This is a genomic window from Klebsiella sp. CN_Kp097, from assembly GCF_040064495.1.
Lineage (GTDB): Bacteria > Pseudomonadota > Gammaproteobacteria > Enterobacterales > Enterobacteriaceae > Klebsiella > Klebsiella aerogenes.
In genome coordinates this window covers 69,088-82,872 of the sequence record NZ_JBEAIL010000020.1, presented here as the reverse complement: position 1 = coordinate 82,872, position 13,785 = coordinate 69,088, and the positions used below count along the sequence as shown (strand labels likewise).

The window sequence follows — 13,785 nt, the reverse complement described above, 5'->3', positions numbered from 1 at the left end:
TCGCGCGGTAGTATCGCTTTAATAAACGGCTCCTGACAGACAGGGGCCGTTTTGACTTTTTAAAAAACCTCGTAAAATGAGGTTGTATTGCAATTTGTATGAGGCATTTAACATGATACCTGTGGTCGCGCTTGTCGGGCGCCCTAACGTTGGAAAATCCACGCTCTTCAACCGCTTAACGCGCACTCGTGACGCGTTGGTCGCGGATTTCCCGGGGCTGACTCGCGACCGTAAGTACGGTCGTGCTGAAGTGGAAGGCCGCGAATTTATCTGTATCGATACCGGCGGTATCGACGGTACGGAAGAAGGCGTGGAAACCCGGATGGCGGAACAGTCTCTGCTGGCGATTGAAGAGGCCGACGTGGTGCTGTTTATGGTTGATGCGCGCGCGGGCCTGATGCCGGCGGATTCCGCGATCGCCAAACATCTGCGTTCTCGAGAAAAACCGACCTTCCTGGTGGCGAACAAAACCGACGGCATCGACGTCGATCAGGCGATGGCCGACTTCTGGTCGCTGGGGCTGGGCGATATTTATCCGATCGCCGCTTCGCATGGTCGCGGTGTTACCAGCCTGCTGGAACACGTGCTGCTACCGTGGGTAGATGAGGTTAATCCGCAGGAAGAAGTGGATGAAGACGCCGCCTACTGGGCGCAGTTTGAAGCCGAGCAAAACGGCGAAGAAGTTGAAGAACCGGAAGACGACTTCAACCCGCAAGATCTCCCGATTAAGCTGGCGATCGTCGGCCGCCCGAACGTCGGTAAGTCAACGCTGACTAACCGCATTCTCGGCGAAGACCGTGTGGTGGTCTACGATATGCCAGGCACTACCCGCGACAGTATCTACATCCCGATGCAGCGCGATGAACGCGAATACGTGCTGATCGATACCGCCGGCGTGCGTAAGCGCGGCAAAATTACCGATGTCGTGGAGAAATTCTCAGTCATCAAGACGCTGCAGGCGATTGAAGACGCCAACGTGGTGATGCTGGTCATTGATGCCCGTGAAGGTATCTCCGATCAGGATCTGTCGCTGCTGGGCTTTATCCTTAACAGCGGTCGTTCCCTGGTTATCGTGGTCAACAAATGGGATGGCCTGAGCCAGGAAGTGAGAGAGCAGGTGAAAGAAACCCTCGACTTCCGTCTGGGCTTCATCGACTTCGCCCGCGTGCACTTTATCTCCGCTCTGCACGGCAGCGGCGTCGGCAACCTGTTCGAATCGGTGCGCGAAGCTTACGACAGCGCCACCCGTCGCGTGGGTACCGCCATGCTGACCCGCATTATGACCATGGCAGCAGAAGACCATCAGCCGCCGCTGGTACGCGGTCGCCGCGTGAAGCTGAAGTATGCGCACGCCGGCGGTTATAACCCGCCGATCGTGGTGATTCACGGCAACCAGGTGAAAGACCTGCCTGATTCCTATAAGCGTTACCTGATGAACTACTTCCGTAAATCCCTGGATGTCATGGGTACGCCGATCCGTATTCAGTTCAAGGAAGGGGAAAACCCGTTTGCCAATAAACGCAATACCCTGACGCCGAACCAGATGCGTAAGCGTAAGCGCTTGATTAAGCATATCAAGAAAAGTAAATAATGCAGAAACCCGCCGCTGGCGGGTTTTTTTTATCTACCCTATTCAACGCTTCGCGGGTCAGCAACGCTGACGTATGACGTGATAAACTCATGCTATTCATTATGAGAAGGAGGCACCATGGAACTCAATTGCCCGATTTGCCATGCCCGGTTGGAAACGCAAGGCAACGGCGCGCATTGCGCGCACTGTGAGAAAGAGTTTGCTGTAGAGGCCCGCTGCCCGGACTGCCATCAGCCGCTGGAAGTACTGAAGGCCTGCGGCGCGGTGGATTATTTCTGCCAGCACGGCCACGGATTGATTTCGAAAAAACGCGTCGAATTTGTGCTCGGTTAATCGCTAACGCAGCCTTCACCATTTCGCCAGAGTTCAACCAGCGCCTCCGGCGCCCGCTCTTCCGGGATGAGAATGATCAGGCTGTGATAGTGCTGGGCGCTGATTATTTGGATGCGAAAGAAACGCTGGTCGCCGCTACCTGGAGAATCCGGCTGCCCCGGCGGCTTGCCGAGCGGCAACGACTGCTGCAGTATTGCGGCGATGCGCTGTTTTTGCTGTTCGTTAAGCTGCGCCACGACAATCTTACGCATGCCGCTCAGCGTCGGGATCCAAGCGACGCCACCTTCGCGGGCCAGCTCAATAATCGCGTCATCGCTGAGGTCTGCCTCGTTCATGATGTGACTCCAACATCCTCCCAGGCCTTTCGAATCGCCTCGGCGGTCTCTTTACCAAAACGTTTTTCGCCATGATGAATCGTCAGTTTGGCAAAGGCCGGGAAATCGGCGTCTTTTGCCAGCGATTTATCACAAACCGCGTCATACCAGGCATATCCCGCTTTTTCCCATGCAAAACCACCCAGCGCGATGGCGGCGAGATAGAAAGCATGATTAGGAATGCCGGAGTTAATATGCACGCCGCCGTTATCCTGCTGGGTATGCACAAAATCTTTCATGTGGGCGGGTTGTGGGTCTTTGCCAAGAATAGGGTCATCATAGGCGGTTCCCGGGTGCGACATCGAACGCAGACCTTGGCCGTGAATACCTTTCGCAAGTAGCCCCTCGCCAATTATCCAGTCTGCTTTGTCTGCCGTTTGCTGGCGCTGATATTGTTTGACCAGCGAGCCAAAAACATCGGAAAGCGATTCATTGAGCGCCCCGGATTGTTCGAAATAGATAAGCCCGGCTTCGCTCTCCGTAACGCCATGGCTTAACTCGTGCGCCACCACATCAATAGCAATAGTAAAACGATTAAAGATCTCGCCATCACCGTCGCCAAACACCATTTGTTGCCCGTTCCAGAAGGCATTTTGATATTCGTGACCATAGTGGACGCTGCCGGTCAGCTTCAATCCGCGGTTGTCCAGCGAATCACGATGATAGCTCTTCCAGAAAAAATCATGGGTGATGCCGAGATAATCATAGGCCTCATCGACGGCGACATCGCCGTTGGAAGGCTGTCCTTCAAAACGCACCTGGCTCCCTGGAAGTTCCTGAGTCTGCCTGGCATCGTAAATGTCGCGCTCAAGCTGGCCTGGCATGGCGACATGGGCGGCAGCGGGGCGGCCCGGCACATGCGCCATGAGGGTTTGTACATGGCTCAGCGTTTGCTGCGCGCAGCGCTGTTGCTGAGCGGAGCCATGATCGACAATGCGGCGTAAAATGTAGGGTGGAATCACGAAACGAGGACGAGTATCTGGCATATCACGCTCCCTGGCCGGATGAACGGTTTTAAAAGGGCATGACAGCAGTATAGTTATCCCCGCATGAAACGGGCGGATAATCAGACTTTTTTGCGGGCGCGCGTTTTCTTCACCGGAGTGATGGCTGTCACTTCGCTTTCGACCCAACCATCTTCCAGCCGGGTAGTCACGACATCGCCAGCCTGCACCTGTTTGATTTTTTTCAATACTTTGCCATCGCCGGCTGAGGTGACGCTGTAGCCGCGAGCCAGCGTCGCCAGCGGGCTGACGGCTTCCAGATGCGTCACGGTATTGCCGAAACGCTCGCGCTGCTCGCTCAGGCGGGCGCGAATATTTTCCGCCAGACGATACTCCAGTTGCTGAATACGCGACTGCGCGCGATGGATGCGCGGCTGCGGGTTTTGCTGATTCAACCGCTGCACGGCGCGCTGCTGGCGCTGGTCGGCACGTTTGAGCTGGCTTTCCAGCGCAAAGCGCATCCGCTGACGCAGGCGCTCCAGTTCGGTCTGCTGACGCGCTAAGCGCAGCTGAGGATGTTGCTGCTGTAAACGGTGAAACAGCTGAGTAAAGCGGCGATGGCGGTTGGCGAGGAAGTAATCCATCGCCATCTCCAGGCGCTGCTGGCCGGACTGTAGCTGACGCAACAGTTCCTGCTGATTGCGGCTGACGATCTCTGCTGCCGCAGAGGGCGTCGGCGCACGCAGGTCGGCGACGAAATCGGCGATAGTGACGTCAGTTTCATGGCCGACGGCGCTCACTACCGGAATGCGGCTGGCGAAAATTGCCCGCGCGACCCGTTCGTCGTTAAAGCTCCATAAATCTTCCAGCGAACCGCCGCCGCGCCCGACGATCAGCACATCGCATTCCTGGCGCTGGTTGGCTAATGCTATTGCGCGCACGATTTGCCCCGGCGCATCATCGCCTTGCACCGCCGTCGGGTAGATAATCACCGGCAGCGAGGGATCGCGGCGTTTCAACACATGTAAGATATCATGCAGCGCGGCGCCGGTTTTGGAGGTGACGACGCCAACGCAGTGCGCGGGAGAGGGGAGCGCCTGCTTGTGGCTTTGATCGAATAACCCTTCTGCCGTCAGGAGCGCCTTGAGCTGCTCATATTTTTGCTGCAACAGGCCCTCACCGGCGGGCTGCATGCTTTCGACGATGATCTGGTAGTCGCCGCGAGGCTCGTAAAGGGTAATGTTGGCGCGAACCAGCACCTGCTGGCCATGCTGCGGGCGAAATGTGACGCGACGGTTGCTGTTGCGAAACATCGCGCAGCGCACCTGAGCGTTATCGTCTTTTAAGGTGAAGTACCAGTGGCCGGAAGAGGGCTGGCTGAAGTTAGAGATCTCGCCGCTTATCCATACCTGGCCCATTTCGCGTTCCAGCAGTAAGCGAACCGTCTGATTCAGGCGGCTGACCGTAAATATTGCAGGGGATTGAGATGGCAACATGTGAGCAAGATCAAATTCTAAATCAGCAGGTTATTCAGTCGATAGTAACGCGCTGAGAGGGGATCGCAAGTATTATTTGCAAAAAAGGGTGGATGCAATCGGTTACGCTCTGTATAATGCCACGGCAATATTTATCCACCCTGGTCGAGATATTGCCCATGCTACGTATCGCTAAAGAAGCCCTGACGTTTGACGACGTCCTCCTTGTTCCCGCTCATTCTACCGTTCTGCCGAATACCGCCGATCTCAGCACGCAGCTGACGAAAACTATTCGCCTGAATATTCCTATGCTCTCCGCGGCGATGGATACCGTAACTGAAGCGCGCCTGGCAATTGCCCTGGCCCAGGAAGGCGGCATCGGCTTTATTCATAAAAACATGTCAATCGAGCGCCAGGCTGAAGAAGTCCGTCGCGTGAAGAAACATGAATCCGGCGTGGTAAGCGATCCACAGACCGTTCTGCCGACTACCACCCTGCGCGAAGTGAAAGAACTGACCGAACGTAACGGTTTCGCCGGTTATCCGGTAGTGACCGAAGACAACGAACTGGTCGGCATTATCACCGGCCGCGACGTGCGTTTTGTTACCGACCTGAATCAGCCGGTCAGCGTTTATATGACGCCGAAAGAGCGCCTGGTCACCGTGCGTGAAGGTGAAAGCCGTGAAGTGGTCTTCGCGAAAATGCACGAAAAACGCGTAGAAAAAGCGCTGGTAGTGGATGATAGCTTCCACCTGCGCGGCATGATCACCGTAAAAGATTTCCAGAAAGCGGAACGTAAACCGAATGCGTGTAAAGACGAGCACGGTCGTCTGCGCGTTGGCGCAGCCGTTGGCGCTGGCGCCGGTAACGAAGAGCGCGTTGACGCGCTGGTTGCCGCAGGCGTTGACGTTCTGCTGATCGACTCCTCTCACGGTCACTCCGAAGGCGTTCTGCAGCGTATTCGCGAAACGCGCGCTAAATATCCTGACCTGCAAATCATCGGCGGTAACGTGGCGACCGGCGCGGGTGCTCGTGCCCTGGCGGAAGCTGGCGTCAGCGCGGTGAAAGTGGGTATCGGCCCAGGCTCCATCTGTACTACCCGTATCGTTACCGGCGTAGGCGTTCCGCAGATCACCGCCGTTTCCGACGCGGTTGAAGCGCTGGAAGGCACCGGTATTCCGGTTATCGCCGATGGCGGTATCCGTTTCTCCGGCGATATCGCAAAAGCGATTGCCGCAGGCGCCGCCGCGGTGATGGTTGGCTCCATGCTGGCCGGTACCGAAGAATCCCCGGGTGAAATCGAGCTCTATCAGGGCCGTTCTTACAAATCCTACCGCGGTATGGGTTCCCTGGGCGCGATGTCCAAAGGTTCCTCCGACCGTTACTTCCAGAGCGATAACGCCGCTGACAAACTGGTACCGGAAGGTATCGAAGGCCGCGTTGCCTATAAAGGCCGCCTGAAAGAGATCATTCACCAGCAGATGGGCGGCCTGCGCTCCTGTATGGGTCTGACCGGTTGTGGTACTATTGACGCACTGCGTACCAAAGCAGAGTTCGTGCGCATCAGCGGCGCGGGCATCCAGGAGAGCCACGTTCACGACGTGACGATCACCAAGGAATCCCCGAACTACCGCATGGGCTCCTGATTTTCATCGCCCGGCTACGCGCCGGGCGATTTTTATTCAATCATCGCTACTTCTCTGGAATTAACGTCAATGACGGATAACATTCATAAACATCGCATTCTTATCCTGGACTTCGGTTCTCAGTACACCCAGCTGGTTGCGCGTCGCGTACGTGAATTAGGGGTCTATTGCGAGCTCTGGGCTTGGGACGTGACCGAAGCTCAAATCCGCGAGTTCAACCCGAACGGCATTATTCTTTCCGGCGGCCCGGAAAGCACCACCGAAGACAACAGCCCGCGTGCGCCGCAGTACGTCTTCGAAGCCGGCGTACCGGTATTCGGCGTATGCTATGGCATGCAGACCATGGCCATGCAGCTGGGCGGCCACGTTGAAGCTTCCAACGAGCGCGAGTTCGGTTACGCGCAGGTGGAAGTGCAGACCGACAGCGCGCTGATTAAGGGCATCGAAGATGCGCTGAGCGCTGACGGTAAGCCGCTGCTGGACGTGTGGATGAGCCATGGTGATAAAGTCACCGCTATCCCTTCCGACTTTGTGACCGTCGCCAGCACTGAAAGCTGCCCGTTCGCCATCATGGCGAATGAAGAAAAACGCTTCTACGGCGTACAGTTCCACCCGGAAGTCACCCACACCCGTCAGGGGCTGCGTATGCTGGAGCGCTTTGTGCGCGATATCTGCCAGTGTGAAGCGCTGTGGACGCCGGCGAAGATCATCGACGACGCAGTTGAGCGTATTCGTCAGCAGGTGGGTGAAGATAAAGTCATCCTCGGCCTGTCCGGCGGCGTTGACTCTTCCGTTACCGCGATGCTGCTGCACCGCGCCATCGGCAAAAACCTGACCTGCGTATTCGTGGATAACGGCCTGCTGCGCCTGAACGAAGCCGAGCAGGTTATGGATATGTTCGGCGACCGTTTCGGCCTGAACATCGTGCACGTTGCGGCGGAAGATCGCTTCCTGACCGCGCTGAAGGGCGAAAACGATCCGGAAGCGAAGCGTAAAATCATTGGCCGTGTCTTCGTTGAAGTGTTTGACGAAGAAGCGCTGAAGCTGGAAGACGTGAAATGGCTGGCGCAGGGCACTATCTACCCTGACGTGATCGAATCCGCCGCTTCCGCGACCGGTAAAGCGCACGTCATCAAGTCTCACCACAACGTGGGCGGCCTGCCGAAAGAGATGAAGATGGGCCTCGTTGAACCGCTGAAAGAGCTGTTCAAAGACGAAGTGCGTAAGATTGGCCTGGAGCTGGGCCTGCCGTACGACATGCTGTTCCGCCACCCGTTCCCGGGGCCGGGCCTTGGCGTTCGCGTACTCGGCGAAGTGAAGAAAGAGTACTGCGACCTGCTGCGTCGCGCGGACGCTATCTTCATTGAAGAACTGCGCAAAGCCGACCTGTATGACAAAGTAAGCCAGGCATTTACCGTGTTCCTGCCGGTTCGCTCCGTCGGCGTGATGGGCGATGGCCGTAAATACGACTGGGTCGTCTCCCTGCGTGCGGTAGAAACCATCGACTTTATGACCGCGCACTGGGCGCACCTGCCGTATGATTTCCTCGGCCGTGTTTCCAACCGCATCATCAACGAAGTTAACGGTATTTCCCGCGTGGTGTACGACATCAGCGGTAAGCCGCCAGCGACTATTGAGTGGGAATAATTCCTGCTGATAGCTGAACCAAACCCTCTGTTTACAGAGGGTTTTTTTTATGTCCTGGTAAATGGCGCTGAGGAAGGATTATTGAGCGTAGTCTAAATATAGTCTATATTAAAACCGAGACATGACCATTAGGCGGACCAACATGAAAGTAGAGACTATCAGCTACGTTAAAAAGAACGCCGCAACGCTTGATCTGTCAGAACCTATCCTGGTCACACAAAACGGTGTGCCTGCTTACGTTATAGAGTCCTATGATCAGCAGCAGGAACGGGAAAACGCCATTGCTTTGCTGAAATTGCTTACTCTGTCAGAGAAAGATAAATCGGAAGGGCGCGTGTTCTCGAAAGACCAGTTGCTGGATGGCCTTGCGGATTAAACGCAGCGCGCTCAACGTTAAGGGACTTCCATGGAACAGCAGGTGACCTTTGAGTACACGCTTACGGTGAAGCACTGCATCGACACAATAGCGGGTTTTCTGAAGCGTGTTGATGTTGAGCCGCGTCCGGTTATCGCAGATATTCTCACCCAGTTTGAGAGCACCGTAGGACAGTTCCCCTTGGGCTGCCAGATTTGCCCCGAATTGCTGAAAATTGGCTGCGCCAAATATCGGGAGTTTAATCACGCTGAAGGCTACCGGGTTTTGTATTCCGTAGACGGAACTTTAGTAACCGCGCATGCGATCCTGGCACATCGGCAGGATGTTCAGCAGCTGCTGTTTAAGCGTCTGATCGTGGCCTGATAGTCCTAAATGTGTGTGTTTTACAGAGGGTTTTTCATACCCTCTCTTCACTTTGTCCATGACTTATCCGCACAACCTGCCGCCGCTGCAGCCAGCCGATTCTCAGCGCCAGCCCCAGTACGACCAGCGATAATAGACCCGAAATAGCAAGGCTCCTTTCTATCCCCAGATGTTGATTTAGCCAGGCATAGGCAAATGGCGAGACGGCGGCCAGTAGTTGCGCTGGGATCAACAGCCGTCCGGTACGCCGCGCGTAATCTTCCGCCGCGAATAGCTGCAACGGTAATGTTGCTTTAAATACCGTCGTCAGGCCGTTAATGGCCCCGTAGGCGAAAACGAAACCGCCAACGGTCCAGCTTAGCGAGGCGGCGTTGAGGCCCAGTAAAAAGCAGAGCGGCAATAGCGCTGTGGTCAACAGCGTTAGCCGGAGTGGGGTGAGTCGCGCTCCTGAAATCACCTCCAGAAATCGGGCGCCGGTCTGTCCGATGCCCCATAGTACGCCTATCGTTACCGGCAGACCGTAGCTGGCGATAAACTCAGGCAGATGGGTGGATGTGCCGTTAGAAATAAAGGTGACCAAAGCGATAAGCGAGGCGTACAGCAGGCCTGTGCGCTGGTCGCGGCGGGAAAGCGGCACTTTCTCCTGATGAGCGCCCCGGTCGGGCAAGCATTGATTAGGCATCCGCCACAGCAGTAGTGCGCTAAGCAGGCCAAACAGGCTGTAGATTACCAGCGCTCCACGCCAGCCCATTAGCGCGAGCAGCGCGGTGCCCAGCGGCCAGAATATCGCTGAGGCCAGTCCTCCAGCCAGGGTCACCCGTGAAATAGTTACTTTGGCGCGTTGACCATACAGGTTAACCAGCGCGGCGAACAGCGCATCGTATAGCGCCAGCCGCATACCGACACCGGCCAGTAGCCATGCGACGTACCAGAAGATCAGGCTGTCTGCCTGCGACATTGCCAGACAGCTTGCCGCGATGGTTAATGAACCGATGAACACCACCCGCTGACCGCCAAACCAGGCCAACAGGCGGGCGATAAAAGGCGAGATCGCCGCCATCATCAGCATGGCGAAGGTCAAACCGAGAAAGATCTCTGTTCCGCCCCAGCCAGTATCATTAGCAATAGCGCCGGCAAAGGTACCGGGCATATAAAAAACGATCCCCCAGTTGATGAGCTGGTTGCCGCCGGCTGCGAGGGTAAGGGAAAGAGGCGCGGTGCCAGGCAAGATTGACGTTTTCATTGAATTCCAGAGCGTTATGCAGTTGTCGGCAGCATATCGCGCGCGCTATTGTGCAGGCAGCACCTGGGGCTTATAGCCTGCATAAGAGAAACTTTGTGATGACGATGCTGAATTTGGTAAATCTGACCACCTTCCGGCTGGTGGCGCAGCGCGGCAGTTTTTCCGCCGCCGCTGATGTACTGGGAATATCGCAGCCGGCGGTAAGCCTGCAGGTTCGCCAGCTTGAGCAGTTCCTGCAGACGCGGTTGGTTGAGCGTACCGGGCGAGGGATCAAGGCTACTGCCGCCGGATTGGCGCTACTGGCCCATAGTGAGATTATTGAGCAGGCGGTGAATACGGCGGTGCAGTCGGTGGCTGAGTTTAACCATGAAGTGCACGGCACGATGAGCTTCGGTACCGGGGCGACGGCCTGTATTCATTTGCTGCCGCCGCTATTGTGCCATCTACGCGAGAAGCATCCGCTATTAACGGTTGGCGTCACGACCGGTAATACGCTTGACATTGTACGTGCGGTGGAAGAGAGCCGGCTTGATTTGGGATTGGTGACCTTACCTGCCAGCGGCCGCAGCCTGGCGGTAACGCCAGTGCTGGAGGAAGAGTTTGTATTTATTACTGCCAACGATGATGAACCGCTAGTGGGGCAATTGACGCCTTCACTGCTACAGGCACTTTCGCTAATAGCATTTGAAGCCGGCAGCGGGACCCGTGAGCTGAGCGATGGCTGGTTTCGCGCTGCCGGGGTAAACTCGGCGCCGGTGATGCAACTCGGTAGCATTGAGGCTATCAAGCGTATGGTGCGTGCTGGTCTGGGATACAGTATCGTACCGAAGATGGCGGTGGCGGCTGAAGATGACCGCACCGGAATACGTGTACAGTCGCTATCGCCGCGGCTCTATCGCCAACTGGGCGTAGTGATGCGTCAGGATAAAGTTATCAACAAAGGGATAGCGGAGATGCTGCGTCTGCTGCACCAACTAAAAATTTTGCCGTAGGCGTTATTCCTGGGCTGGGGTCGTTGGTGTCGCGGGAGCATCAATGGTGATGGTCGATTGCTGCGACTCTTGTTTGTCCTGATGATGGTACCAGGCACCGATAGAGGAGTAGACAAAGCGTCCAAAGAAGAAGAGAAAACTGATAAGTAGTACGATACGGGTCATGCGACGGTTAAATCGATGTCGTTTACGCATACTGGGTGCCTGACTCACAAAAGGTTCCTTGAAGTATACCCGAAGACGGGCGATGGGGGTATTAAGTCATAGTATAGCGGCGGGGTCAATTGTCGGCGGTGTAAAAATCGTCGTGCTAAAACATTACTTAATGTTATATAAGATGAACATCGTATTTACACGGATTTTGATTATTGCACCAGTCCGCAAAAAAATAAGTTTTATTAATATTAGCTAAATAGTTTGTTGATTTGCGTCAATTGCTTGATTCCATTGGCCACTAAAATCGTCCATCTGTTCCGCATCGTTATTACTTTCGCGGTTAGCCTGGTCGGGTTGGATGCCTGTCTGAATATACTCCGCAGGAGTTGGGGTAATCTGTCGAGCATCTATGAGTATTATTAAACTATACAAACGATATCAGGATAAATGGTGGGCGCTACCGCTCATCCTCCCTTCGCTGCTGTTGCCGCTGGCGCGTGCCGCGAATACATTTGCAAATCTTAACGGTCACACCGTCTTTCTGTTTTATCTTCCGCTGGCGTTAGTATTGAGCCTGATGCTGTTTTTCGGCTGGGCGGCGATTCCGGGCATTATAGTCGGCTTGCTGCTGACCATTACGCGCGGAATGACCTTCGAGCAATCTATCGGCGTATTGTTTCATTTTTTGATCCCTTCAGTGCTGTGCTGGGGCGGTTATCGCATTTTCGTTCCACGCCGTCAGCAGATTTCACATGGTAATGTTGCCCTGATGCCGTATCGGCTGTTCTGGCAAATGCTGCTGCCCTCGGTAATTTTTCTCATTATTTCGCAGATTGCTGAGTATCTTGGCCTGCATCCGCGGGCGGCGGAACTGGTGGGGTCAACGCCATTTAGTTTACGTTCGTTAATCACTTTTCAGGCGCTGATGGTGGGGTGCTTGACCGGTGTGCCACTGTGCTATTTTTTGCTGCGTGTTATTCGTAACCCGCTACACTTACGCGGTTTTATATCCCAGGTGCGTTTACAAATCGACCAAAAAATAAAACCGCTGGAAATTATTGTCTGGGCAATAATATTGTTAATAATACTGGCTTTATTATTCATGCCGTTAAATGCCAGCAGCACGATATTTAGCACAAATTATACATTGTCATTACTTATGCCGGTCATGTTGTGGGGAGCGATGCGTTTTGGCTATCGTTTTATTTCCCTGGCGTGGCCGCCGATATTAATTCTGGTTATCCATTTTCATTACAGCTACCTGCCATTTTCCCCGATCTACAATAACCAGCTGGCGATTACCTCCTCCAGTTACCTGGTGTTCTCTTTTATTATCGCTTATATGGCAATGCTGGCGACGCAGCAGCGGATGATCCACCGTCGGGTTCGCCGGATGGCCTTTCTCGACCCGGTCGTTCATATGCCGAATTTACGGGCCCTGAGCCGAGCGCTAAACCACTCGACCTGGTCGGTGCTGTGCTTTTTACGCATGCCAGAGCTGGAGTTGCTTGGGCGGCACTACGGCGTGATGCTACGCATTCAGTATAAGCAGCAGCTGTCGGAATACCTGAGTCACATACTGCAGCCGAACGAAATGGTCTATCACCTTTCGGGCCATGACCTGGTGATACGCCTGAATAGCGACGACCATCAAAAACGCATCGTGATGCTGGATGAGCGGATTAAGCAGTTCCGTTTTATCTGGGATGGTATTCCGCTACAGCCGCCTGTCGGGATCAGCTATTGCAACGTACGTTCTCCTGTCAAGCATCTGTATTTACTGCTCGGCGAACTGAATAATATTGCCGACATGTCATTGACCAGCGGCCACCCGGAAAACGTGCAGCGCCGCGGCGCCGTTCACGTTCAGCAGGGGTTAAAAGAACGTGTGTCAATGATGAACCAGATCCTGCAGGCGCTGGATCAGAATCGTTTTCGGCTGATGGCGCAGCCCATTATCGGCATGCGCGGCGATAGTTATCATGAAGTCCTGTTGCGTATGGTGGGCGAGCAGGGCGAGCTGGTTGCGCCGGATAATTTTTTGCCTGCGGCGCACGAATTTGGCCTGGCTTCGCGCATCGACAGCTGGGTTATCGACAATACGCTGGCGTTTATGAACGCTAATCGCCATACGTTGCCGGGCATGCGTTTGGCCATCAATCTGTCGCCAGTTTCGGTCAGCCGCAGCCGTTTCCCGGACGAAGTCGAGGAAATGCTGCATCATTATAATATTGAGCCCTGGCAGCTTATTTTTGAACTGACGGAAAACCACTCGCTCAGTAATCCGGAGCAGGCGCAACAAACCCTCGCGCGGTTGCAGGAGTTGGGATGCCGGGTGGCGATTGATGATTTCGGTACCGGCTATGCCAGCTATGCGCGGCTGAAAACGCTTAACGTGGATATGCTGAAAATTGACGGTAGCTTTATCCGTAATCTGGTCACCAGTAGTCTGGATTATCAGGTTGTGGTGTCGATTTGCCGGTTGGCGCAAATCAAAAATATGCAGGTAGTGGCGGAGTATGTGGAATCGCCGGAGATCCGCCAGGCGGTGATTTCGCTGGGGATTGATTATATGCAGGGCTTTGACATTGGAATGCCGGTTCCGATAGAACAACTGGCCTGCGCGGCTGACGTCGCATAAAAAA

General features: G+C 54.8%; 13 protein-coding genes. 8 read left to right on the top strand and 5 right to left on the bottom strand.

Annotation, left to right across the window (positions count from 1 at the left end):
• Positions 1–112: 112 nt before the first annotated feature.
• Both der and ABLV07_RS17475 read left to right on the top strand, forming a co-directional pair.
• On the top strand, positions 113–1,591 hold the full coding sequence (gene der / locus ABLV07_RS17480) for a ribosome biogenesis GTPase Der (RefSeq protein ID WP_015370328.1): 1,479 nt from the start codon (positions 113–115) through the stop codon (positions 1,589–1,591).
• Between the two features lie 117 nt (positions 1,592–1,708).
• Positions 1,709–1,924: a zinc ribbon domain-containing protein gene (locus tag ABLV07_RS17475; RefSeq protein ID WP_015703165.1), complete on the top strand. Its 216-nt coding sequence runs from the start codon at positions 1,709–1,711 to the stop codon at positions 1,922–1,924.
• Here ABLV07_RS17475 and ABLV07_RS17470 read toward each other — a convergent pair.
• The 3 genes from ABLV07_RS17470 to xseA form a co-directional block, all read right to left on the bottom strand.
• A complete protein-coding gene (locus tag ABLV07_RS17470; protein ID WP_015703164.1) occupies positions 1,921–2,259 on the bottom strand; it encodes a protealysin inhibitor emfourin in 339 nt (112 codons plus the stop codon). The two genes, ABLV07_RS17475 and ABLV07_RS17470, sit on opposite strands and share 4 nt — an antisense overlap.
• A complete protein-coding gene (locus ABLV07_RS17465; RefSeq protein ID WP_046883457.1) occupies positions 2,256–3,284 on the bottom strand; it encodes a M4 family metallopeptidase in 1,029 nt (342 codons plus the stop codon). The genes ABLV07_RS17470 and ABLV07_RS17465 overlap by 4 nt, the downstream gene beginning before the upstream one ends.
• A gap of 80 nt (positions 3,285–3,364) precedes the next feature.
• Entirely contained in the window at positions 3,365–4,738 is a 1,374-nt protein-coding gene (gene xseA / locus ABLV07_RS17460; RefSeq protein ID WP_020078184.1) for an exodeoxyribonuclease VII large subunit, read from the bottom strand.
• A gap of 158 nt (positions 4,739–4,896) precedes the next feature.
• Here xseA and guaB point away from each other — a divergent pair, with 158 nt between their 5' ends.
• From guaB to ABLV07_RS17440, 4 genes are all read left to right on the top strand, one after another.
• Positions 4,897–6,363, top strand: coding sequence for an IMP dehydrogenase (gene guaB / locus ABLV07_RS17455; protein ID WP_015370334.1), 1,467 nt, complete (start codon positions 4,897–4,899; stop codon positions 6,361–6,363).
• A 69-nt stretch (positions 6,364–6,432) separates the two neighbouring features.
• On the top strand, positions 6,433–8,010 hold the full coding sequence (guaA, locus tag ABLV07_RS17450) for a glutamine-hydrolyzing GMP synthase (RefSeq protein WP_015703162.1): 1,578 nt from the start codon (positions 6,433–6,435) through the stop codon (positions 8,008–8,010).
• Between the two features lie 142 nt (positions 8,011–8,152).
• On the top strand, positions 8,153–8,386 hold the full coding sequence (locus ABLV07_RS17445) for a type II toxin-antitoxin system Phd/YefM family antitoxin (RefSeq protein WP_015370385.1): 234 nt from the start codon (positions 8,153–8,155) through the stop codon (positions 8,384–8,386).
• Positions 8,387–8,416: 30 nt separating this feature from the next.
• Positions 8,417–8,749 carry a hypothetical protein gene (locus ABLV07_RS17440; protein ID WP_015370386.1) on the top strand — a complete coding sequence of 111 codons (333 nt, stop codon included), beginning with the start codon at positions 8,417–8,419 and terminating at the stop codon, positions 8,747–8,749.
• 34 nt (positions 8,750–8,783) lie between these two features.
• On the opposite strand, the gene ABLV07_RS17435 is transcribed toward ABLV07_RS17440, so the two are convergent.
• Positions 8,784–9,992, bottom strand: a complete 1,209-nt coding sequence (locus tag ABLV07_RS17435) for an MFS transporter (RefSeq protein ID WP_015370387.1) — start codon at positions 9,990–9,992, stop codon at positions 8,784–8,786.
• Positions 9,993–10,090: 98 nt separating this feature from the next.
• On the opposite strand from ABLV07_RS17435, the gene ABLV07_RS17430 reads away from it, so the two are divergent.
• A complete protein-coding gene (locus ABLV07_RS17430; RefSeq protein ID WP_126027674.1) occupies positions 10,091–10,984 on the top strand; it encodes a LysR family transcriptional regulator in 894 nt (297 codons plus the stop codon).
• 3 nt (positions 10,985–10,987) lie between these two features.
• Here the strand turns inward: ABLV07_RS17430 and ABLV07_RS17425 are convergent, their stop codons facing one another.
• Positions 10,988–11,179 carry a YfgG family protein gene (locus ABLV07_RS17425; RefSeq protein WP_015370389.1) on the bottom strand — a complete coding sequence of 64 codons (192 nt, stop codon included), beginning with the start codon at positions 11,177–11,179 and terminating at the stop codon, positions 10,988–10,990.
• Positions 11,180–11,549: 370 nt separating this feature from the next.
• Between ABLV07_RS17425 and ABLV07_RS17420 the strand changes: the two genes are divergently transcribed.
• Positions 11,550–13,781: an EAL domain-containing protein gene (locus ABLV07_RS17420; RefSeq protein ID WP_045410929.1), complete on the top strand. Its 2,232-nt coding sequence runs from the start codon at positions 11,550–11,552 to the stop codon at positions 13,779–13,781.
• Positions 13,782–13,785: the final 4 nt, after the last annotated feature.